General features: G+C 36.1%; 27 protein-coding genes and 1 other annotated feature. Of the genes, 4 read left to right on the top strand and 23 right to left on the bottom strand.

Annotation, left to right across the window (positions count from 1 at the left end; all coding sequences use genetic code 11):
- Positions 1-233 precede the first annotated feature (233 nt).
- Complete coding sequence (locus CD003_RS00250; protein WP_096198893.1) at positions 234-932, top strand: SDR family NAD(P)-dependent oxidoreductase; 699 nt, start codon at positions 234-236, stop codon at positions 930-932.
- A gap of 202 nt (positions 933-1,134) precedes the next feature.
- On the opposite strand, the gene CD003_RS00245 is transcribed toward CD003_RS00250, so the two are convergent.
- The 8 genes from CD003_RS00245 to CD003_RS00210 form a co-directional block, all read right to left on the bottom strand.
- Complete coding sequence (locus CD003_RS00245) at positions 1,135-1,503, bottom strand: YisL family protein (RefSeq protein ID WP_096198892.1); 369 nt, start codon at positions 1,501-1,503, stop codon at positions 1,135-1,137.
- Between the two features lie 102 nt (positions 1,504-1,605).
- Complete coding sequence (locus CD003_RS00240; RefSeq protein ID WP_096198891.1) at positions 1,606-2,307, bottom strand: CBS domain-containing protein; 702 nt, start codon at positions 2,305-2,307, stop codon at positions 1,606-1,608.
- An 80-nt stretch (positions 2,308-2,387) separates the two neighbouring features.
- The gene (locus CD003_RS00235; RefSeq protein ID WP_096198890.1) at positions 2,388-2,582 is read right to left on the bottom strand and encodes a hypothetical protein; all 195 of its coding nucleotides are present in this window, start codon (positions 2,580-2,582) and stop codon (positions 2,388-2,390) included.
- Between the two features lie 156 nt (positions 2,583-2,738).
- The gene (gene phoU / locus CD003_RS00230) at positions 2,739-3,392 is read right to left on the bottom strand and encodes a phosphate signaling complex protein PhoU (protein ID WP_096198889.1); all 654 of its coding nucleotides are present in this window, start codon (positions 3,390-3,392) and stop codon (positions 2,739-2,741) included.
- A 22-nt stretch (positions 3,393-3,414) separates the two neighbouring features.
- Positions 3,415-4,233: a phosphate ABC transporter ATP-binding protein PstB gene (pstB, locus tag CD003_RS00225; protein ID WP_096202190.1), complete on the bottom strand. Its 819-nt coding sequence runs from the start codon at positions 4,231-4,233 to the stop codon at positions 3,415-3,417.
- Between the two features lie 33 nt (positions 4,234-4,266).
- Complete coding sequence (gene pstA, locus CD003_RS00220; protein ID WP_096198888.1) at positions 4,267-5,151, bottom strand: phosphate ABC transporter permease PstA; 885 nt, start codon at positions 5,149-5,151, stop codon at positions 4,267-4,269.
- A gap of 2 nt (positions 5,152-5,153) precedes the next feature.
- Complete coding sequence (pstC, locus tag CD003_RS00215) at positions 5,154-6,059, bottom strand: phosphate ABC transporter permease subunit PstC (RefSeq protein ID WP_373558545.1); 906 nt, start codon at positions 6,057-6,059, stop codon at positions 5,154-5,156.
- A gap of 148 nt (positions 6,060-6,207) precedes the next feature.
- Positions 6,208-7,215 carry a PstS family phosphate ABC transporter substrate-binding protein gene (locus CD003_RS00210; RefSeq protein WP_096198886.1) on the bottom strand — a complete coding sequence of 336 codons (1,008 nt, stop codon included), beginning with the start codon at positions 7,213-7,215 and terminating at the stop codon, positions 6,208-6,210.
- 288 nt (positions 7,216-7,503) lie between these two features.
- On the opposite strand from CD003_RS00210, the gene CD003_RS00205 reads away from it, so the two are divergent.
- Positions 7,504-9,234, top strand: coding sequence for a methyl-accepting chemotaxis protein (locus tag CD003_RS00205; protein WP_306453933.1), 1,731 nt, complete (start codon positions 7,504-7,506; stop codon positions 9,232-9,234).
- Between the two features lie 405 nt (positions 9,235-9,639).
- Here CD003_RS00205 and CD003_RS00200 read toward each other — a convergent pair whose 3' ends face one another.
- The 3 genes from CD003_RS00200 to mntA are packed head-to-tail and all read right to left on the bottom strand — an operon-like array spanning position 9,640 to position 11,202.
- Positions 9,640-10,383 (bottom strand): MBL fold metallo-hydrolase, encoded by a 744-nt coding sequence (locus tag CD003_RS00200; protein WP_096198885.1) that lies wholly within the window; start codon positions 10,381-10,383, stop codon positions 9,640-9,642.
- Complete coding sequence (hepT, locus tag CD003_RS00195; protein WP_096198884.1) at positions 10,380-10,802, bottom strand: type VII toxin-antitoxin system HepT family RNase toxin; 423 nt, start codon at positions 10,800-10,802, stop codon at positions 10,380-10,382. The genes CD003_RS00200 and hepT overlap by 4 nt, the downstream gene beginning before the upstream one ends.
- A complete protein-coding gene (gene mntA / locus CD003_RS00190) occupies positions 10,795-11,202 on the bottom strand; it encodes a type VII toxin-antitoxin system MntA family adenylyltransferase antitoxin (protein ID WP_096198883.1) in 408 nt (135 codons plus the stop codon). Before mntA ends, hepT begins: the two co-directional genes overlap by 8 nt.
- Positions 11,203-11,461: 259 nt before the next feature.
- Here mntA and CD003_RS00185 point away from each other — a divergent pair, with 259 nt between their 5' ends.
- Positions 11,462-11,818, top strand: coding sequence for a hypothetical protein (locus CD003_RS00185; RefSeq protein WP_096198882.1), 357 nt, complete (start codon positions 11,462-11,464; stop codon positions 11,816-11,818).
- A 122-nt stretch (positions 11,819-11,940) separates the two neighbouring features.
- Here CD003_RS00185 and rpmA read toward each other — a convergent pair whose 3' ends face one another.
- The 4 genes from rpmA to CD003_RS00165 form a co-directional block, all read right to left on the bottom strand.
- A complete protein-coding gene (gene rpmA / locus CD003_RS00180; protein ID WP_096198881.1) occupies positions 11,941-12,225 on the bottom strand; it encodes a 50S ribosomal protein L27 in 285 nt (94 codons plus the stop codon).
- Positions 12,226-12,245: 20 nt separating this feature from the next.
- A complete protein-coding gene (locus CD003_RS00175; RefSeq protein WP_096198880.1) occupies positions 12,246-12,578 on the bottom strand; it encodes a ribosomal-processing cysteine protease Prp in 333 nt (110 codons plus the stop codon).
- Positions 12,579-12,586: 8 nt separating this feature from the next.
- Complete coding sequence (gene rplU, locus CD003_RS00170) at positions 12,587-12,895, bottom strand: 50S ribosomal protein L21 (protein ID WP_096198879.1); 309 nt, start codon at positions 12,893-12,895, stop codon at positions 12,587-12,589.
- A 13-nt stretch (positions 12,896-12,908) separates the two neighbouring features.
- Positions 12,909-12,988 (bottom strand) — a sequence feature (ribosomal protein L21 leader region).
- Between the two features lie 70 nt (positions 12,989-13,058).
- Positions 13,059-14,555, bottom strand: a complete 1,497-nt coding sequence (locus CD003_RS00165; RefSeq protein ID WP_096198878.1) for an Rne/Rng family ribonuclease — start codon at positions 14,553-14,555, stop codon at positions 13,059-13,061.
- A gap of 187 nt (positions 14,556-14,742) precedes the next feature.
- Here CD003_RS00165 and CD003_RS00160 point away from each other — a divergent pair, with 187 nt between their 5' ends.
- Positions 14,743-15,342 carry a molybdenum cofactor guanylyltransferase gene (locus CD003_RS00160; RefSeq protein WP_096198877.1) on the top strand — a complete coding sequence of 200 codons (600 nt, stop codon included), beginning with the start codon at positions 14,743-14,745 and terminating at the stop codon, positions 15,340-15,342.
- A gap of 35 nt (positions 15,343-15,377) precedes the next feature.
- On the opposite strand, the gene moaD is transcribed toward CD003_RS00160, so the two are convergent.
- The 8 genes from moaD to CD003_RS00120 form a co-directional block, all read right to left on the bottom strand.
- Positions 15,378-15,614 carry a molybdopterin converting factor subunit 1 gene (moaD, locus tag CD003_RS00155; protein WP_096198876.1) on the bottom strand — a complete coding sequence of 79 codons (237 nt, stop codon included), beginning with the start codon at positions 15,612-15,614 and terminating at the stop codon, positions 15,378-15,380.
- Between the two features lie 5 nt (positions 15,615-15,619).
- Positions 15,620-16,081: a molybdenum cofactor biosynthesis protein MoaE gene (locus CD003_RS00150; protein WP_096198875.1), complete on the bottom strand. Its 462-nt coding sequence runs from the start codon at positions 16,079-16,081 to the stop codon at positions 15,620-15,622.
- 4 nt (positions 16,082-16,085) lie between these two features.
- Entirely contained in the window at positions 16,086-16,592 is a 507-nt protein-coding gene (gene mobB, locus CD003_RS00145; protein ID WP_096198874.1) for a molybdopterin-guanine dinucleotide biosynthesis protein B, read from the bottom strand.
- Entirely contained in the window at positions 16,592-17,860 is a 1,269-nt protein-coding gene (locus CD003_RS00140; protein ID WP_096198873.1) for a molybdopterin molybdotransferase MoeA, read from the bottom strand. Before CD003_RS00140 ends, mobB begins: the two co-directional genes overlap by 1 nt.
- A gap of 87 nt (positions 17,861-17,947) precedes the next feature.
- Complete coding sequence (locus CD003_RS00135; protein ID WP_096198872.1) at positions 17,948-18,997, bottom strand: sulfate/molybdate ABC transporter ATP-binding protein; 1,050 nt, start codon at positions 18,995-18,997, stop codon at positions 17,948-17,950.
- Position 18,998: 1 nt separating this feature from the next.
- On the bottom strand, positions 18,999-19,676 hold the full coding sequence (gene modB, locus CD003_RS00130; protein WP_096198871.1) for a molybdate ABC transporter permease subunit: 678 nt from the start codon (positions 19,674-19,676) through the stop codon (positions 18,999-19,001).
- 1 nt (position 19,677) lies between these two features.
- Positions 19,678-20,436: a molybdate ABC transporter substrate-binding protein gene (gene modA, locus CD003_RS00125; RefSeq protein WP_096198870.1), complete on the bottom strand. Its 759-nt coding sequence runs from the start codon at positions 20,434-20,436 to the stop codon at positions 19,678-19,680.
- 25 nt (positions 20,437-20,461) lie between these two features.
- Positions 20,462-20,977 carry a MogA/MoaB family molybdenum cofactor biosynthesis protein gene (locus CD003_RS00120; protein WP_096198869.1) on the bottom strand — a complete coding sequence of 172 codons (516 nt, stop codon included), beginning with the start codon at positions 20,975-20,977 and terminating at the stop codon, positions 20,462-20,464.
- Between the last annotated feature and the right edge of the window lie 69 nt (positions 20,978-21,046).

Raw genomic sequence — 21,046 nt, 5'->3', positions numbered from 1 at the left:
AAACTCCCCTTTTATTAAGTATATTTCTTACATGACTACCTTTCTTGAACACGTAGATTACGGAAAAAAGCTAAGTCAAAATCCTTTTTAGCATACTATTATAGTTTATCAAATTTGAAAGAGAGGGACATCTTCTCACAAGTATTTTAATAAATTAAAAGAAAAAATATTGACAATTCTGAAATAAACAAGTAAACTAACTATTCATATAGGTTTTATAAGGAGGTTTGAAAATGGTTGCATTAACAGATAAGGTGATTGTCATTACTGGTGCAGGAACTGGTTTAGGACGAGAAACTGCGATTCAAGCAGTCAAAGCAGGAGCAAAGGTAGCCGCTTGCTGCAGACAAGAAGGAAACATGATTTCCTTACAAGAAGAGCTTTCTGCATTCGAAGGACAATTAGTTGCAATTAAAGCGGATGTATCTATCGAAGCAGAAGTGAATGCATTTGTCGAAACTACACTTTCTACATTCGGTCGAATTGATGTTTTAATTAACAATGCAGCTATTTTTGAAAGCTACGAGATTGCAGACTCAAGTTTAAACTCATGGGAACGACATTTTGAAAACAATGTAACAACAGCATTTCTTATGTCACGAGCTACTATCCCAGCTATGAGAAAGCAAAAGGAAGGAAGAATTATCTCACTTACAACGGGATTAGCTAGACAAGGAGCTGGAGGCTTCGGTGCATATAGCGCTAGTAAAGCAGCACTAGAAACATTGACATACACAATTGAAGAGGAAGAACATGCAAATGGAATTACTAGTTATGTCTTTAACCCTGGTGTCATGAAAACCGAACTACAAGCAAGTGGTGACAATCCAAAGGATGTTGCACCAGCCCTACTTCATATAGCTAGCTCCTCAAATATTACGTCAAGAAAAATTATTACTTTCGAAGAGTTAAGAGCTGAACCAATGGCTTAGAAATATAGAAAGAGCAATGCCGATTTTTTTTTCGGACATTGCTCTTTTTGTTTTGCGGGTAAGAAGCATTTAGAGTACTCAAGGAAAGCAACGGCTTCGTACACTGCGCGTCTAGCGACAAGAAAACCACTTGCACTAGACTTTAAGTACGTGCAGTGACTTCGCTCATTGCTTCTTAGAAAAATAAAGTACATTTTTCTAATTAGAAGCGTAATACTCCAAAGCCAATAACTACTACAAGAAGTAATGTTACAACCCATTGAATCCAGTAGTATGTTTTTTGTTTGCTATCAAGCTTGCCTTTTTTCGTGCGTACAAGAATCATTTCCATAAAGTAGATTAACCATAATGCTAGTACACCTTTAAGGATAAGAGATAGTCCTTCATATGGTCCAATTAACATTCCAACACCTGAAACAATCATAATGATGTAGAATAATCGCAAAATCATGTGAAGAATTTTCCCTGCTTTTTTCTCAATTAGAAAATAGCTAAGAATAAACAATAAAATTGTGATTGCCCATGATCCAATATGGGACTGATAAAATATATTCAATAACTCTGGTGACATTGAACGTTCCTCCTATTAATGTATGTATTCCTTTCACATTATAATATATCTAACGTAATAATCAAAGAAATAGACAATGTCCATTCTATGAAAAAACCGCTTTTACAAGCGGATTACATCAAAGGGCGTTATAATACCTAACGGTGGATTATTCTTTTCACCATTTTTTGTGATAAGTACTGCATCTAATCTCGTCATTTTACGCTCAATGTGATTTACAAATAACTCTTTCACTTCATACATGAAGCAATCTTTATCAACAAATATCACATTGTCTTTGTGTCCTTCAAAAGTCATTACCTCTTGTAATCCAACAGTTGTTGGGCAGCAAGTATTTTCTTTAATATGATGTGCTAACCAACTTGATATCCCATTTTCTGTTAACAATCCAACAAATTTTTCTTTTTCGTAAATGGGAAATTGCGTATACGATTTTCTTTGTATAACTTCTAAAACATCTGCAAGCTTTTTATTAATTTGAAAGGTCGTTACCTTCTTTTCATAGTTTGGAAACACTTTGTCAGGCTGAATTAACTCATCATATATCTGTTCAATTTTTTCAACAATCGTTATATGCGGATCTGCAATAATAAAATCAGGTGAGACCTGCTCATGAACGATGACATTGCGTAATTCAGCGAATTTTTTTAAATCTAACTCATACTTCATCACTAGTGGGTGTTTTTTCTTAGCCGAGTCTATCATTCTCATAAAAGAGAAATGACGATGTACATTTAATTGCTCCTTTAGCCCCTGTTCAATTAAGTTAAAGGCCGACAAAAACCTATCTGCTTTCGTTCTCATGTAATTAATCCCCCTCATATACAAGCTCTATTGTATATGATTCTAGTAAAAAACAACAACAAGCAATTGTAGCTTCTTGCTTAATATGCCCCTGCTACAAACAACATTGTGAGCAATACAACAAAGAACATCATAATTAACCCGATTAACACTACTAATCTTGATGCTTCAAAAATCAGAATGATTGAACCTGCTATCGCCGCAAATGAAATAACAAACATATTGATGCCAAGGTATTGCTTCCTTCGTAGTTCCTTAATTTCAAGTGAATTCATTACACCCTCCAACCTAATCACCACTGAATACAATTAATCTAAAATTTACCCATTAAGTATATATGTTACCATATATACTTAATGACTAAGCAAATAAAAAAGAAACATATCCAGTACCTTTGCAGTACTATCAATGCTTCCTTCCTTATCTTCATATTAATTCAAATCAAAATGCTGTCCATTCACTTCGTAGACAACCCACTCCGCTAAATTAGTAGCATAATCAGCAATTCTTTCAATGTATCGTGCAATAAAAGCTAAGTTTGTTATTTGCTCAGCTACATCAACTTCTTTACCTTGCTGAAATATTCCGCGAACAAATTCCCCAAACATCGTATCTACTTTGTCATCGAGCGTTGCTATTTTTTGTGCTTTCAATACATCAGAATGTAAATAAGCTTCTAAGGCACTTGAAATCATGTTCTTCGCAACATCAGCTATTTCTAGCAACCTTTCCCTTTGTTCTCCTAAAGAATTCACTTGTAACCGTTTAGAAACCTTTGCAATGTCTACTGCTAGGTCACCAACTCTTTCTAAGTCACTAGAAATTTTCAAAGCAACAATCAGCTTTCGCAAGTCTGTAGCAACCGGTTGTTGTTTAGCAATCATAAGCGTAACCCGTTCATTAATCAAAAGCTCTAGATGATTAATCCTAGGATCATTCTTAATAACATCATTTAATATATTCTCATTATTTTGCTCAAAAGCATCTATTACTTGATGAAGTACTTTCTCTACCTCATGCCCCATCGCTATAATACTCAATCTCAAATCTTTTAAGGCCAGCTCAAACGTTTCACGAACACTCAAGTAAACTCCTCGCTTTCTTTTCTTAACCGAAGCGTCCTGATATATAATCCTCAGTTCGTTTATCACTTGGGTTTGAGAATATTTTGCTTGTTTCATCAAATTCAATCACTTCACCATTTAAGAAGAAAGCTGTTTTGTCAGAGATTCTAGCAGCTTGTTGCATATTATGAGTTACAATGACAATGCTATAATTTTTCTTCAACTCTTGTACAAGCTCTTCTACCTTTAACGTTGAAATGGGGTCAAGAGCCGAAGTCGGTTCATCCATCAAAATGACATCTGGTTCAATCGCTAAACAACGAGCAATACATAAACGTTGTTGTTGTCCCCCTGATAATCCATAAGCATTTTCGTGTAAGCGGTCCTTTACCTCATCCCAAATAGCAGCTCCTCTTAAACTATTCTCAACTATCTCTTTCAATATCTTTTTATCTTTAATCCCATGAATTTTTGGTCCATAGGCCACATTTTCAAAAATTGATTTAGGAAATGGATTTGGTTTCTGAAATACCATACCAACTCGTGTCCGTAAATCTTCCACTTGATAAGTTTTTTCAAATATATTGCGTTCCTTGTATAAAATTTCACCAGAAATGCGTACGGTCGGTACTAATTCTACCATTCTATTTAATGTCTTAATATACGTAGATTTTCCACAACCAGAAGGCCCAATAATAGCCGTTACCTCATTTTCCAAAATAGGAAGGTTAATATTTTTTAATGCATGGTCTTCCCCATACCATAGATTTAAATCTCTCGTATCATATACGACTTTAATACTTTTCACTTCTTGAGTAACTAATTGAGCGTTAGTAATAATTTCATCTCTATTTTCTAACATTGAAACAGGTGTCATCTTAATCCCCCCATGGATTTAATATCTCTTTTGAAACTTGTTTCTGATAATAATTGCAAATGAATTCATAGTAAACAACACAACTAGTAACACAAGAATTGTTGCAGCAGCTAAATTGGCATATTCGGCTACAAGAGCTGCGTCAATTGTCCAGTAATAGATTTGCATTGGAAGTATTGTAAACCTATCGAATATTCCCCCTGGAAATGGAATCAATAATGCAGGGATACCTAATACAATCAGTGGTGCCGTTTCTCCTATTGAACGAGAGAGCGAAAGAATTAAACCTGTCAATATTCCAGCTATAGAAGCTGGTAATACAACTCTCATTATCGTTTGCCACTTAGTAGCACCCATCCCATACGAAGCTTCTCTAAGATACTGTGGAACTGAGCGAATTGCTTCCTGACTAGCAACTACAACAATTGGTAGCACTAAAAGTGCCATTGTTAATCCACCGGCTAAGACTACTGACCCTAAATCAAAGTTTCTTACAAATATCGTTAAGCCTAATATTCCAAATACGACTGACGGAACACCAGCTAAATTTGCTATATTTGTTTGTATGAAGGAACGAACCTTCCCCTTTTTTGCATATTCTTCTAAATAGATAGCTGTTCCGACTCCTAAAAACATTGTGACAGGTGCTACTACAGCCATTAGCCATAACGTGCCTAGAATCGCTCCCATAATACCAGCTTTGCTTGCATCATTAGAATACCTTCCAGTTAGGAAGTCTGTATTAATCCAACCTAAACTTTTAGAAAAAACATCTGCTATTAATACAACTAATACAAGTAATCCAAAGAAAGCTGCCATAATAAACATGTTTTTTGCTATTTTATTTAATAAGATTCGTGAGTTCATTTTCTTTTCAACTTGGGCTAAATCAACATATTTCATTTTTAGTATTCCTCCCTAACCCTACGAGAGATATATTGAGCAAGTAAATTCATCAGTAGGGTAAAAGCAAAAAGTGTCATGGCAACCGCATATAGACTGTAATAAATAGTCGAACCAGCAGGAGCATCCCCACCTGTAACCTCTACAATATAAGCGGTCATTGTTTGCATTGACTGAGTGATATCAAATGTAAAGTTCTTTGTACTTCCACTTGCGATCGTTACAATCATCGTTTCTCCAATCGCTCTAGAAATTCCAAGAACAAATGAAGCAATAATCCCAGAAGCTGCTGCTGGAAGTACAACCTTCCGCGTCACTTCAAGCTTTGTTGAACCTAAAGCTAAGGCTCCTTCTCGCATTGATCTTGGTACAGAACTCATCGCATCCTCCGAAAGTGATGCAACCATAGGAATGATCATGATACCCATTACTAATCCTGGACTAAGAATATTAGTCGCACCTAAGCCAGGGATAAACTCTCGAAGTAACGGTGTAATAAACGTAAATGCAAAGAATCCATAGACAATCGTAGGAATACCAGCAAGAACTTCTAAAATTGGTTTTAATGTTCTTCTTACTCTATCTGATGCATATTCACTTAAAAAGATAGCCGTCATTACACCAATCGGTATAGCTACAAACATAGCTATGACAGAAGATATAATTGTCCCAGTTAGTAATGGAAGTACACCAAACTGGGGATCTTGACTTAATGGCCTAAGAACAGTCCCAGTATAGAAATCAACAAAAGGTACTGCTTTAAAAAATAGAACAGTTTCACTTAACAATGTAAATAAGATTCCTATTGTTGTTAAGATTGAAATGGTAGCAATAGCTAATAAAAAGCCAGGGACAACTTTTTCAATGATATTCCCTATACTAATTGAGCTTTTATTTTTATCAATCATTGCTCGAACGTTTGTTTTTTCCCCTTTTTGTGTAACTGCGTTGTTAGCCAATTTCATAACCCCTTCATCCCCTAAGGCGAAAATTAAAGACATATGCTAAAAGAGACAAGATGAGAAGATTATTCTTCTCATCTTAAATCTCATTAAGTTATTTTAAAGCGTTTAACGTCTCTAGATACTCTTGAATATCTGCATCAGATAATGGAGCGAATCCAGTTTCTGATGCTACTTGTTGTGCATTTTCTACAGCATAGACAGCAAAGTCTAATACTTGTGGTTTTTCTTGTGCCATGTTTAAGTTTAAGTAAGTAAATACTGGACGAGTAAACGGTCCATACTCACCATCTTCTGCGATCGTATCTAATGAAGGCTCTACAGGTCCATTTCCGAAGTCAACGTTTACAGCTGCTAATCTATCAGTATTGTTCACATAGTAACCATAACCAAAGAACGCAATTCCATTCTTGTCTTCAGCAACAAGATTTACTAGAGTTGAATACTCCTGTTGAAGATTAACATTATCTTTTAAATCCTCTTTTTCAAGAATAACTTCCCAGAAGAATTCGTACGTACCATGGTTTTCGTTAGGTCCCATAGCTGCAATTGGCTCATTCGGGAATTCAGGACGAATATCAGACCAGTTTTTAACATCAGAACTTCCTAAGAAAATATCAACTAATTCTTGTTTTGTTAGTTCAGTTGCCCAATCGTTTTCTTTATTAATGACGAATGTTAATCCATCTAATGCTACTTTTAACTCTTGAACTTCAAAACCTAATGCTTCTGCTTCTTCAATTTCAGTATCTCTGATATGGCGTGAAGCATTATTGAAGTCTGTGCCATTTTTAACTAAAAATCTACCAAACCCAGCAGATGTACCTGCACGACTTACCTCAACTGAAACATTTTGTTCCTTGTTTACCATATAATTCTCAGCCATTTGAGACATGAATGGGAATACTGTCCCAGACCCATCAATGACAACAGATCCTGATAATTCTTCATCTGTTACTGGAGCCTCTTCTTGAGTTGTATCGTTAGTATCATTGTCTTCTGTTGTTGTTCCCCCATTTGTTTGTCCTCCGCCACATGCTGCAGCTACCATCATTAGTGAAGTTAATCCTAGTGCCATTGCCGTTCGCTTAAAAAATTTCATTTTTTTCCCCCTACGACTATTAATAGAATTATGTAAGCTGGGTAACAATATTAGACTTAATTCGTCACTGTTTCCCTCTCACAATTGCTATGATACTGAAACTCTATTAAGTAGGTTTTAATGTATTGTAAACTTTTTGTAAATCAATTTTAAAATGCATTTACAAAGTGTAGACTCTCGAGGTTATTACTCCAATTAATAATAAGTTTATATGAAATTAATATTCACTTTACAATTTATTGGTATTGTCGAATGTAGTCACAATATACAATATAGGGAGGATTTTACTTGAAGATTAAACTGTTTAAAAAAATAAAGGGAGCTAGGCAAGGTAAGAAAAGGAGTATCGTAGAAAAGCTACTATATAAATTTAGTTTACGGACTAGATTATTAATACTATTTATTTTTCTATTAATACTAGCAACCAATGCAGTTGGAGGGATATCATACATTAAAGCAAAAGAGACTACGCTACAAGCAATAGAAAATAGACTTGTGCGAGAAGCAGACATTATGTCTTATACTGCTGCGAATTTAAAGTTTTTATATGTTAGTGATTATGAATATTTTATTCAACAGCTAGAAACACATATCCGTACCCAGCAGAGACAATTAAACGATGATGGTATTACAACAGAATTTTTTTACATAAAAGATAATCAAGCAGTGCCTTTTAACGTAAGTAAAGACAGTGGTATCGAATTTTCAGATTCCTTAGTAGATAAAATAGTAACAACGGAAAATGGCGTATTCCACGACACAATAGATGGAATAGAATACACAATTGCTTACCAAGAAATGAGGGAGATTAGTGGCACTTATATTTTAGTCGTGCCAACAGCATCCTATATGGGGCCAATAAATCAAGTGGCTAACTACACACTCACTGTGATTATAATCAGTATCATTATTTCAACGGTTCTGATCATTTTATTTGTACGTACACTTACAAAGCCACTTACACTATTGAGAAATACGATGAGGGAAGCTCGCGAAGGAAATTTAACGCATACTTCTCCTATAAAAACAACTTTACCTGAAATTACTTCATTGAATAAAAGCTACGATTCAATGATTGATCAGATGCGTAGTATGCTAAATGAACTTAAGGTAACGACAAAGGACCTAGAAGTGACAGGTGAAGAATTAAAGCTTTCATCCGATGATTCACTGTCCTCTAGTCGTCAATTAATTGAGGCAATTAATATAGTAAAAAGTGGCTCAGAGGAAACAGCTAGTAGTTCTGAAAGCAGTAGAGGTAGTTTTCAGGATATGAGAATAAAGATTGAAAACATGATGAACAATATGTCGATTATCTTTAGTAGTTCAAAGGATATGAATACCTCTGCAAATTCAGGAGAACAAAGCATAACAAATTTAATTACTACAATTCATTCATTTGAAAAAGACTTTCATCACATGACAAAAACAATCGCTGAAGTGAAGAATCACTCTTTATCTATATCTAATATTGTTGGATTAATTCAAGGAATTGCTGAACAAACAAAGCTACTTGCTCTTAATGCTACAATAGAAGCTGCAAGAGCTGGTGAAGCAGGAAAAGGCTTCGCCGTTGTTGCAAATGAAGTTCGGAAGCTAGCAGAACAATCTTCTACATCAACGGTAAAAATTACTGAGTCTATTATTGCAATGGAAGATGTTACAACTCGAGCGACTGAAGAGTTTGACCAAATGCTCACTAAAATTACAGCAAACTTAGCTACCGCAAACGAGTCAAAATTATCATTTGATGATTTAATGGAAGAAATCAATAAGGTCAGTATTAAAATTCAAGGTATGCAAGGAGAATTAGCGGATTTACAGGAAGTACTTCCAATTATTGAACAAGCAACTCTAAGTTTTACATCTGTTTCTCAGGAAACACTAGCGAGTGCAGAAGAAATACTAGGCATGAGTAACGAACAAATAGACCAATTAGAAAGTACACATGAAATAGGCTTAAAGCTAACAGAGCTATCAAAGTCCTTATCTGTTATGAGTGAACGTTTTAAAGTTTAAAGTAAACTAAAGCAAATACCTAAGAGGGAGAAAAGGGTACCGACTTTACAAACTACTTATAGGACACAGAAAAAGTGATAATCACACTTTTTCTGTGTCCTTATTCGTTTTTCATATGAATGGAAGGCTGTGGAAAGAAGCAGTTTCGTTGAATTTACCAATTTACCAGAGATCAGTTCCCTACAAAAAAAGGGCACACACTAAAACGAGAGCGTGTGCAACAAGTATATTAAAAGGGGGTCTTACTTAATTCCATCATAGCCCACAATTGAAAAGCTTGTATTACAGTGATATATAGGCGGAACACCTTACGCCGGCAGCCGATCAAGGAGGCTTATTTTTCTCATAGTAGGCGCGCAACGTGCGAAGCCATTACTACTTCTCGAATCAACATATTTGATTTTTTCAATGCCTTACAGCAGTATAGCTCCAACCTTTTTCTGCTAGATGAACTGGTCCATTAAAATAAGTCTCAGCTTCCTTTTTTAATTGACTTAATTCACCAAAATGAGGAAGGTGAGTAAGCAACAGCTCTTTTGCTCCTGACTTTTCAGCTAATGTTGCTGCTTCCTTACTATTCATATGTCCAGTATTTGAAGCGTCTTGATTTTCATAAAAACTCGATTCAGCTATCAATAAATCACACTCTGACGAAAAAGGAACAAGTTCTTCTATGTAGCTTGTATCTGCAGTATAAACAATCGTATTCGCCCCCTCGCTAATTCTCATCGCAAAGCAAGGTGCTGGGTGTTTCGTTTGTTTGAAGGAAACCGTAAATGGACCAATGTTTATCCTTTTATTAGGGTCATACGGAATCGAATTGACATGGGGTGGATATGAAAGCTGATTAAACTTTTCTTTGTCCAACATATGACCATATATCGAGAGAGCTTCCCCTTTATAGCCCATATAATATTGAATTAAACGAGCATACTGAAGAACACCTATATCTGCCATATGGTCATGATGATAATGAGATAAGATTACCGCATCTAAATCTGTAACAGCACAATAGCTTTGCAATTGAGACACAACCCCACTACCACAGTCAATTAATAAGCGAAAGCCATCTTTCTCTACTAAAAAACCCGATGTTGCTTCATTTGGCTCAGGATAACCGTGCCAATAACCTATGACTGTTAATTTCACTTTTCCTCACTCCTATAGTATATAAGGATTGTAGATGAGAAAGTGTTAAAATCATCAATATGCAACTCTACAATCTTTTCTAAAATAGAAAGGTTAATCTTTTGATAGTCATGGACAGCAATATTTCGAAAACCTACCATTGCTTTTAGTCGATTCGCTAACTCAACTCCAATTACACCATTCTCCTTTAATAATTCAAAGGCTTCCCTACTAATTTGTGGAACACCTAGTTTCTTACTAGCTACAATATGCATCGCTAAATCAATACTCGCCTCACACGCCCGTTGTATGTTTAAAACAATTGAGTCTTGCTTAGTATAATTACTCAATGATTCTCGGTTACCACCATACTCTTCCTTGATACGTTGAACGCACCGCTCAATAATTGCTACCTTATTTAAAATAATTTCATCACTCATATATTCTCCCACTTTCCCGAATTGCATCCAGTACTGGCTTTCGTTCTTCATTTAACTTCGCGTACATTTTATAAACTAACATCTCAAACTCATCTTTCTTTTGTTCATTCGTACAATATAATAATTTACCATTCGCTACAACTTGTATTTTAAAAACTGTCGAAGCTTCACTTAAATTGACTAAATCTACCTCTCTACGGACGGTTTCAGCTATTTCTTGAGCAACTAAAAAAACTTGATAAGGGTCTGTTTTTTCCTCAGAAAGAAAAGCAATGTCTACATCGCTATCCTTTCGAACAGTTCCTTTTACAAAAGAGCCAAATAGGTATATACATATTGGGTTAAAACGCTCAATAATCTTTTTTACCACTTTATCTTTATATACTTCAAAGGTTTCCACAGGCTTTCACCTCTAACATTCTGTATGCTCATATACTTTCTAAGTTAAACTTTTCTTTAATTTTTGTATTCGGAATTCATCATACTGTAGTATTCGTTATATTATTATATATTCCCTTTATCATGTTTTACTCTCTCATTTTTCTCACCAAAAGATTAATCCTATACCTTCCCTGTTATACTTATGCTATTATAAAAAATAACTAGAGTTCTCCTCTAGTACAATCAAACAAAATAAATTATGAAAGGGAGAAAACATAATGTCTGAACAAAAACTAGACTTAATCCTACAAGAACTTCAGAAGGTAAATGTTAGACTTGATAATTTAGAAGAAGGTCAAGCTAGACTTGAACATAGACAAGGTAAGCTTGAACAAAGACAAAATACTCTAGAAGAAGGTCAAGCAAGTTTACTAGCAAGACAAAAAGAACTATATCAGTTAGTTCGTGCAATTCATGATCGCCATGAAGAAACTGATGCCAAGCTTGATTCACTTACTATGGATGTTCATAATTTACATGGTGAAGTAACATCTATGAAGAATGATATTACTTACTTTGACCGTAAAACAGGTGAACACGATCGTGAAATTTTCAAAATAAAACATCGTATGTAGTTAGTAAACATTCTTCGCACTATTCCTCTACTATTTATACTCTCTATTTAAACTAAGCGATGTCTATTAAAAAACAAAAAGCTCCCTCAACCCATAAAATGAGCTGAGGGAGCTTACTATTATTATTGAGCAGCTGGAACGATGCTTACTTGTTTGCGGTCACGACCAAGACGTTCGAATTTAACAACGCCGTCTACTTTAGCAAATAAAGTATCGTCTCCACCTTTTCCAACGTTAGTTCCAGGGTAAATACGTGTTCCACGTTGACGAACTAAGATTGATCCGCCAGACACGAATTGACCATCAGCACGTTTAGCACCAAGACGTTTCGAGATTGAGTCACGACCGTTCTTTGTACTACCTACCCCTTTTTTACTTGCGAAAAATTGAAGGTTCATTTTTAACATGAGATTCACCTCCTAGTTTTTTAGTTTTCACTGATTTTAATATGTTTGCCGTACTCTGCAGCAATTGAGTTTAGAGATACAACCATCCCACTTAAAAGTAGCTGTACTTTCTCATATGTTTGCTCGTCCAACCCTTGTGGAACAGAGCAGCGGAGAAAGCCACCGTCATCCTCCATCTCAATATCAAGCTTCACATCGCATAGCTCTGCTATAGCATTGACTGTCCCGAAGGATACTGCGGAAGCACCAGCACATACAATGTCTTGTCCATAAGGACCAGCATCCGCATGACCACTCATAGAAAAAGACGAAATAGTTTTATTTTGATTACGTTCTACCTCAACAGTAATCATCTTATGCCTTACGCGTTGATTTTTTCGATAACAACTTTAGTGTAAGGTTGACGATGACCTTGCTTACGACGGTAGTTCTTTTTAGCTTTCATTTTCCAAACGATGATTTTCTTGTCGCGACCATGTTTTTCAACTTTAGCCGTTACAGTAGCGCCTTCCACGTATGGAGCACCTACTTTAACATCGTTTCCACCTACCATTAGGACTTTATCGAAGCTAACTTCTTCACCAGCATCAGCGAATAGTTTTTCGATGTAGATTTCTTGTCCTTCTTGAACCTTGATTTGTTTACCACCAGTTTCAATAATTGCGTACATTCTCTGCACCTCCTTGATTTCTAAGACTCGCCAAATTGAGGTAAGTTACTATCGTAACTATTTGCAACCTGTTTTGTGCGGTTGTAGCTCTTTGGGTGCTATATCCAAACAACTAACAAGAAACATAATACCATGATAGAATCTTTCATGTCAACGTAATTTTTTATTTTAACTTAGTCCACTTTTCTTTAGCCTCTTCAAGTCCTCCCACATATCGAATCGAAAATTCATGTTCTGACATCTTTTCATTCTCGACAATGAATAAACTGTATCCTAGCTTCTTCTCTAATTGATATAAATGAGTATACTTTTCTCCGTATAAAACAGAAGCGACATAAGGGGGAACTTCTAATAAAATTGCTTCATCGTCCATGTTTCTATATTCCCATAATAAACGCTCCACACGATACGCTTGAGCATCATTAGATAAAACGCTACCCTTACTATTACATACTGGACAAGTTTTCGATAAACTATCAGAAAGGTTTTGACGAATTTTCTTTCTTGTCATTTCAACTAGTCCTAAGCCAGTAAGACCAACGAGGTTTGTTTTTGTTCGATCTCGCTCTAATAACTTAGAGAACTCCCGAAGCACAGCTTGCCTATCTTTTTCTTCTTTCATATCAATAAAATCAATAACGATAATACCTGCAATGTCACGCAAACGCAGCTGTCTTGCTATTTCTTTCGCTGCCTCTATATTTGTTTTCTTAATAGTTTCTCTAAGATTACTTTTTCCTGTGAACTTTCCTGTATTTACATCAATAACTGTTAATGCTTCCGTTTGGTCGATAATTAAATATGAACCGTTTTTCAACCACACTTGTCTTTTTAACGCTTTTTCTAATTCCTTTTCAATCCCAAAAGCAGAAAAAATATTTTCTCTTTCTTGGTACTGTTTTATTTTTTGTAAAAAATGTGGATATGGCTCTAGCAACTCTTTCAAGCGAAGATAATCTTTCGGGTTATCAATCACTACTTCTTCCACATCATCAAAATTAAAATCTCGAACGACTCTCTCCAAAATACCTGTATCCTGATAAATTAATGAAGGTGATTTTGCTTCCTTACCATCCTTCCATATATCAAGCCAAAGATTCCGTAAAAAACGATATTCCTGCTCAATTTTCTCTGGATTTACCCCTTCACAGATGGTACGGATAATAATTCCCTCATTCTCACCCGTAATCTTTTCACCAATAGCTCGCCATTTTTCCCTTTCCTCTTCTGAAGACATACGTCTAGAAACCCCAACGTACCCTCCCTCTGGCATATAAACAACATAACGACCTGGGAATGAAACAACCCCTGTTAGACGAGGACCTTTCGTACCGAAGCCTTCTTTTGTTACTTGAACAAGTACCTCTTCCCCTTTACGAACGAATTCAGAAATATTTCTCTCCTTCTTGCGTTCCTCATCCTCATCTGACCTATGGAAAGAAAGTAACTCATCCCGATAGAGAAAACCATTTTTATCTCGTCCAATATCAACAAATGCGGCCTGCATTCCTGGCAATACGTTTACAACTCTTCCTTTATACACATTACTAACTACTCGATTATCACTAGAGCGCTCTATAAAAATTTCGACAACCTTACCGTCCTGAGTAATTGCTGCTCTCCGTTCAGTTGTAGCCATATTAAAATATATCTTCTTCATACCCGACCCCTCTTTCAAACACAACTACTCTTATTTTAACCGATAATTGCGAAAGTAGTTACTAAGAATAATGTAGAATTTAAAATTGCGAATGGCGAATGAAAAGAGCTTTCATTATAATAAAAGAAAGAAAGAAAAAAAATGTCATTTGCAATTTGCAATTCATTACTAACCAGGAGGTGTTTCTATGACTCAAACTATTCCCATCACAGGTGTGCTTATCGCTGGAGGACAGGCAAGGAGATTTGGGGCAGCAAAGGCATTTGCTTTGTATAATGAAAAGCCTTTTTATAAATATTCTCTTGAAGCATTAGCAAGCCTATCTACAGACACACTTATCATTAGTCACCCTGACTTAGTAGATGAATTTATGAAACGGGAGGCTGTTCCTATCTATACTGATATTGAACCGTATCAAGGATGCGGTCCACTCGCTGGTATCTTGACTGCGATAAACTATACAACGACTGACTGGTATCTCATAGCTCCTTGTGATACACCACTACTTACAGCTGAATTACTTCAAGACATTGCCTCCGCAAAGACAAATCAAGATGATTGTGTTATTCCAATTGTAGAGGGCAGGAAACAGCCACTAATTGCTTTATACCATCGTCGAACAAAAACAATAATAGAAGAACTTCTAAAAGAAGGCATCTATAAAGTAGGGGCATTGTTAGAGAGAGTTGAAGTGAATTATTTAGAGGCTTCTACTAAAAAAAAGGCGTTTAACAATGTTAATACAAAGGAAGACCTGTTAAAAATAGAAAAAGCAGAGGAACAATGAGAGCGTATCCTCATGTTCTTCTGCTTTTGTCTAGCTCATCCTCCACTAACAGGAGGAATAAAGGCGACTGTATCACCTGTTTTTACGATGTCATCATCTGATGCGTAATCCTCATTGACTGCAACCATAACGTTTGGCGATATTGTAAGGTCTAGATATTTCTCTTTAATGATATCTTTTACCTCAGATAGTCTCAGCTGTTCATTATTCAAGACAACTTCTCTTTGACCAACCTTCTCTTCAAGCTCAGCAAAAAAAAGAACTTTTATCATTTACTTCACCTCATTTTTGGTGCACCTTCAGGATAAGGTGTTGTTTCCAACTGGTCCCCAATCCATTTCTCACCATCTTCCCAAAATTCTTTCTTCCAAATTGGTACAATTTCTTTAATTCGCTCAATCGCATATCTACTTGCCTCATATGAATCATTTCGATGAGGCGTTGAGACAGCAATTACTACGGCAATATCAGTAATTTTAAGGCTACCAATTCTATGAACGATCGCAACTCTTGGAGATTCCCACTTTTCTTCAATTTCCTTTCCAATTTGCGCTAGCTTCTTTTCAGCCATAGGGATGTAAGCATCATACTCCAAATGTAACGTCTTCTTTCCTTTTGTTAACTCCCTTACTGTACCGATGAACGTATTAATTGCTCCTGCATTTGGGTGAACAACCTTATCTACTACTTCCTGAATACTAATTTCTTCTTTCGTTATGTAAAAATTAGAATCGCTCATCTTCTCACCCCTCTTCTATTAATGAAAATAAAGAATCTATCTCATACTGATCTACGTAAAAAATTGGTACATCACTTTGTACGTCCACATTCTCTAGAGAAATCCAGCTAACAATGGCGATGATATTTTTTAACGTATCTAATAGTTCAAGATGCTTCTCTTCCTTTATTATTACTACTTTAGGGTAGTCTTCTCCTTTAAAACCTTCAATAAAAATAAAATCAAATTGAAATGGTTTGTAGAGTGTAATAATTTCTTCTGCCGTCCAAGGTGTTTCCTTCGTCATTTGAAGCTGAATTGACTCAGAAGCAGCTACACTCACTGCATCTGCTCCTGCTTCCTTATGACGGTAAGAGTCCTTACCAGTATCTAGAGCTGTTAGCTCTTTCCCATGTCCATGATGCTTAATTGTTGCTATTTTATATTGTTTTACTTTCCCTTTGGCAATCATTTTTTCGACAAGAGTAGTCTTCCCACTATTACTAAAGCCAGCAAATTGAATTACCTTCATTATTTAGCCCAAGGCCACTCGGAGCCTTCTCCATTAATTAATAGCACCTCAACCGTCATACCACGTTCAAATCCTCTTGTCCCACCTGGCAACATCAATAAAGCATTAGCATCAGCTAACGATGTAACAATCGCTGATTTATCGACTCCAGAAGGGGCTACAGATAATTTTCCATTTTTAAAGGAAACAGTACTTCTCACAAATCGAGTGAATGGATTTGCCTTAGGAAAATCTACAGCAAGTATAGCTTGTTCCTTTTGCAAGTGAATGTGCTTCGTACCTAAACGATGTAAAATAGCTGGTCTAGTAAACAATTCAAAGCCAACGAAGCATGCTGAAGGGTTACCTGATAATCCAAATAATAGTTTTCCATTCAATTCAGCAACTGTTGTAACACTTCCAGGACGCATTGCTACTTTATTAAACAACACGTTAGCCCCAAGCTTCTGATATATCTCAGGTAAATAATCATAATCTCCAACTGATACACCACCAGTTGTAATTAAGAAATCCACTTCAGAAATTGCTTTTGAAATTGCCTCATAACATTGGTCAAATTCATCTACAAGCTTGCCATAATAAATCGGCTCTGCTCCAACCTGCCTAATTTGTGATTCGATCATGTAAGAATTACTATTTCTAATTTTACCTGGCTCAAGCTCTTCTTCTACTTCAAGTAATTCAGTTCCTGTTGCAAATACACCAACCTTTGGCTTTTTAAACACCGAGACCTCACTATAACCAAATGTAGCAAGGAGCGCTTTAATCCCTGGATTGACTTTTCTACCGATTTCAACTAATGGTTTTCCTTTTTTCGTATCTTGACCTTGAAAGGAAATATTATCATTTTTATTAAATGTACGCTTTATCTCAATATATGTTTTCCCATTTTCATTAATTTCTTTAGCTAACTCGAACATAACAATTGCGTTCGTACCCTTTGGTATCTCCGCTCCGGTCATAATGCGAATTGCTTGAAAAGGTTCTGGAACAATAGAAGCTAGTGTCCCAGCTCCAATCTCTTCAATTACCTCAAGACGAACAGGGTTGTCTGAAGAAGCATTGCGCGTGTCCTCTGATCGTATCGCAAAGCCATCGTAAGGTGAACGATCAAAAGGTGGAACATCATGATCAGCCTTTAACGGTGCTGCTAGGTGTCTACTATCTGATTCACGAATCGAAATAGTTTCTACTTCACCAGGGGTAAGAAGATTTACAATTTTTTTCACTGCTTCTTCTACTTGAATTGGTTTACGTTGTTCAAACATAATATGTACTACCACCTCTAACTACAGTAATTTAAATCTACCCCAAAGGGTTTCCTTATATCAAAAGCATACTAACGAGAAAAATATTTAGTCTGTCATTAAAAAAAGACGTTCAGGAGGAAGATAGACCTTAACCTCGTGATTATATAAACTGTTCACTTGATCATTCGGTATAACTGCTTGTATCGTTATTCCCGATAAATCAAGGGTTAATGAAGTATTGTAGATACCGGTTACACTTTCTACTACTTCAAAGTCAAACGAATTATTATTAGTCATTGAGTTAGTAAACTGAATTTCTTCCGAATGGATCCCGACATAGTTTATTTCTCTAGTATGTGAGCGCTTTGGTAAAATTACTTTTTTATCGTTTATATTTACTCCGATAAAATTAACATCGTCATCGATTGAACTGATTGGGATGATATTTTTACAACCAATAATTTTAGCTGAAACCTTATTGGTAGGGCGCTTAAACACCTCGTCTTTCCTTCCCGATTGAACAATACTACCTTCATTCATAAGCAGTAACTTGTCACATAATCGATATGCCTCTTCCATATTATGAGTGACGAGAAGTACAACACCTGAGAAATTTTCCTTTATGATGTTTAATAGCTCTTGTTCAAGAAGGTGCTTTACATGATAGTCCAGTGCTGAAAAGGGCTCATCTAATAAGAGCAACTTAGGTTCCGTTATTAATGTTCTTGCTAGAGCCACACGTTGCTGTTGCCCCCCTGACAATTCAAAGGGATAATGCTTTTCGTATTTTTCTAATTGAATCTTAGATAACAATTGTTTTACTAATTGTTCAACTTCAATTTTTGCCAAACCTTTCAGACCAAATGCAATATTTTCATACACTGTTAGATGGGGAAAGAGGGCATAATTCTGAAAGACATACCCAATTTGACGGTTTCTTGTTTTAAGATTCTTTTTATTATTTGAACTGAATAATGTTCCAGAGCCTAGTTTAATTTCTCCTTGAGCCGGTGTTTGTAAGCCAGCAAGACATTGCAATGTTAAGCTTTTTCCGCACCCTGACGGACCTAAAATACCAGTTACACCATTATCAGCTTTAAATGAAACATCGAGGGAAAACTGATTCATGTTTTTATGAATTGTTGCTTCAAGCAAATCATCTTCCCCCTTTCACTACCCTTTTTTCTAGTCTATTAATTATATACAATACGGCAACTGATACAGTTGTCATAATAATCACTAATACGTTTGCTAACTCACGATTTCCTGCTAGTAACGCATCATAAATGGCTATTGGCATCGTCATTGTCTGATTCGGTATACTTCCAGCAACCATTAATGTTGCACCAAAATCTCCTAACGCACGAGCAAACGATAGTGTAACCCCTGCAGCAATTCCTCTCCATGCAAGTGGAATCATCACTGTTAGAAAAATATTTAGCTCTGTTCGTCCAAGAACTCGAGCAGCATTGATAATATTTGGGTCTATGCTCCCAAATGATGTACGTGCTGATTTTATTAGAAAAGGGATCGAAACAACTAATGCTGCTATAACAGCTCCAGTCGGCGTAAAAACAATCGTAATGTCAAAACGTTCTTCTAAAAACCTCCCTACTGAGCTTTGTCTACCTAATAAAACAAGGAGATAATATCCGAGTACTGTAGGAGGAAGAACAATCGGTAGTGTAATTACTGTATCGATAAAATCAACAATCCTACCTTTAGAACGGTTCATAAAATATGCAATTGGCAATCCAATCATTAAGGCAAAAAGAGTTGCAGTCAATGCAACTCTAAATGATAAAAATAGTGGGAATAAATTAACTCCATCCATACTAATTCACCTCTGGAAAGGCAAATCCATTGTTTTCAATGATAGTCCTTCGTTCTGGCCCTATTAAAAATTCAATAAACTCTCTTGCTTGCTCTTCATTGCTAGGTCGATTACTCATCGTGATTACCTGTTTTATAGGATGGTGCATATCACCATCTAGTAATAGAAAATCTAACTCGTCATGTACGAGTGATAAAGCAATAATACTAACCTCCGCATTTCCCGTCTCCAGATAGGAGAGCGTATCAGAAATATTACGTCCATAGACAAGCTTATTTTCTAACTGGTCCCATAGACCTGCATTTTCAATCACTTCCCTTGCAGCCTGTCCATACGGAGCATGTTCAGGATTTGCAATGGCTATTTTTTTAAATTCTGGATTCACCAGATCTTCTATTGAAGTCACCTGAAGAGAATTATCAGCCATTGTAGCAATTCCAATGCGACCAACAGCAAATATATTCGTCATGTCACTAGTAACAATCTCTTTTTCTTCTAGTTGATTAATAAAATCGATATTTGCAGATGCAAACACATCATAAGGGGCACCATTTTCTATTTGGTCAGCCAATTGTCCTGAAGAACCAAAGGAAAAGATAACCTTTGTACCGGTTTCTTCCTCAAACTCATCACCAATCTCAGTAAACAAATTAAGTAAACCAGAGGCTGCAGCAACGTTTAACTCCACCTGCTCCTGTGTATCCTGATTACATGCCACTAGTAACGTCATAGCTATAATCATAAGTAAAACATGCTTCATAATAGCTTCTCCTACAAATAAATTCCTATTTTTTATCTTTCCTTATTTCTCGAACAAGATGCGCAATTTCTGGGATAATAATTCGTTCCATTGCTAGCTTTACTGCTCCTGATGAACCAGGCATTGAAAATACTGCCCGCTCTGCACGGACACCAGCGATTGCCCGGCTTAAAATAGCCGCTGTACCTATATCCTCTGTAAAGCTTAAGTAACGAAATACCTCTCCAAAGCCCGGCAGTTCCTTATCAAGACTATCCTTCACAGCCTCGAATGTTGTATCGCGAAGAGCAACACCAGTACCTCCATTTATTAAAACCGTATCAATATCTTCTCTTTGCCCTGCATGGATGAGCCATCTTTGTACTTCACTATACTCATCCTTGACTATTTGATACTCATTTATTTGATGATTATTTTCCTCTAGAAGTGAGTGAATGAGTTGTCCACTCTTGTCTGTTTCTTTTGTTCGTGTATCAGAAACAGTTAGGACCATGCACCTTACTGTTTTCGGAGCTTCTTTTTTATGTTCATGAACTGACATATTATATCCTCCCACTATAAAAATATATCTCACTAACGCTTTTATTTATTTTACCATATGGTTGTTAAT

This window comes from Bacillus sp. FJAT-45350 (genome assembly GCF_002335805.1).
Taxonomy (GTDB): domain Bacteria; phylum Bacillota; class Bacilli; order Bacillales; family NISU01; genus FJAT-45350.
The sequence above is the reverse complement of the archived record's forward strand: the minus strand, read 5'-3'. Positions and strand labels throughout refer to the sequence as shown.

Coding starts and splice junctions, on each gene's coding strand:
- CD003_RS00245 (WP_096198892.1), bottom strand. CDS start 1,503: ATGTCACCAGAGTTATTGAATATATTTTATCAGTCCCATATTGGATCA.
- rpmA (WP_096198881.1), bottom strand. CDS start 12,225: ATGTTAAAAATGAACCTTCAATTTTTCGCAAGTAAAAAAGGGGTAGGT.
- mobB (WP_096198874.1), bottom strand. CDS start 16,592: ATGAAGGTAATTCAATTTGCTGGCTTTAGTAATAGTGGGAAGACTACT.
- CD003_RS00165 (WP_096198878.1), bottom strand. CDS start 14,555: ATGAAGAAGATATATTTTAATATGGCTACAACTGAACGGAGAGCAGCA.
- hepT (WP_096198884.1), bottom strand. CDS start 10,802: ATGAGTGATGAAATTATTTTAAATAAGGTAGCAATTATTGAGCGGTGC.
- CD003_RS00210 (WP_096198886.1), bottom strand. CDS start 7,215: ATGAAATTTTTTAAGCGAACGGCAATGGCACTAGGATTAACTTCACTA.
- CD003_RS00235 (WP_096198890.1), bottom strand. CDS start 2,582: ATGAATTCACTTGAAATTAAGGAACTACGAAGGAAGCAATACCTTGGC.
- CD003_RS00240 (WP_096198891.1), bottom strand. CDS start 2,307: ATGAGAACGAAAGCAGATAGGTTTTTGTCGGCCTTTAACTTAATTGAA.
- CD003_RS00120 (WP_096198869.1), bottom strand. CDS start 20,977: ATGTCAGTTCATGAACATAAAAAAGAAGCTCCGAAAACAGTAAGGTGC.
- CD003_RS00140 (WP_096198873.1), bottom strand. CDS start 17,860: ATGTTTGAACAACGTAAACCAATTCAAGTAGAAGAAGCAGTGAAAAAA.
- modB (WP_096198871.1), bottom strand. CDS start 19,676: ATGGATGGAGTTAATTTATTCCCACTATTTTTATCATTTAGAGTTGCA.
- modA (WP_096198870.1), bottom strand. CDS start 20,436: ATGAAGCATGTTTTACTTATGATTATAGCTATGACGTTACTAGTGGCA.
- pstC (WP_373558545.1), bottom strand. CDS start 6,059: ATGATTGATAAAAATAAAAGCTCAATTAGTATAGGGAATATCATTGAA.
- moaD (WP_096198876.1), bottom strand. CDS start 15,614: ATGATAAAAGTTCTTTTTTTTGCTGAGCTTGAAGAGAAGGTTGGTCAA.
- pstB (WP_096202190.1), bottom strand. CDS start 4,233: ATGTTAGAAAATAGAGATGAAATTATTACTAACGCTCAATTAGTTACT.
- CD003_RS00185 (WP_096198882.1), top strand. CDS start 11,462: ATGTCTGAACAAAAACTAGACTTAATCCTACAAGAACTTCAGAAGGTA.
- pstA (WP_096198888.1), bottom strand. CDS start 5,151: ATGAAATATGTTGATTTAGCCCAAGTTGAAAAGAAAATGAACTCACGA.
- CD003_RS00150 (WP_096198875.1), bottom strand. CDS start 16,081: ATGAGCGATTCTAATTTTTACATAACGAAAGAAGAAATTAGTATTCAG.
- rplU (WP_096198879.1), bottom strand. CDS start 12,895: ATGTACGCAATTATTGAAACTGGTGGTAAACAAATCAAGGTTCAAGAA.
- CD003_RS00175 (WP_096198880.1), bottom strand. CDS start 12,578: ATGATTACTGTTGAGGTAGAACGTAATCAAAATAAAACTATTTCGTCT.
- CD003_RS00160 (WP_096198877.1), top strand. CDS start 14,743: ATGACTCAAACTATTCCCATCACAGGTGTGCTTATCGCTGGAGGACAG.
- CD003_RS00250 (WP_096198893.1), top strand. CDS start 234: ATGGTTGCATTAACAGATAAGGTGATTGTCATTACTGGTGCAGGAACT.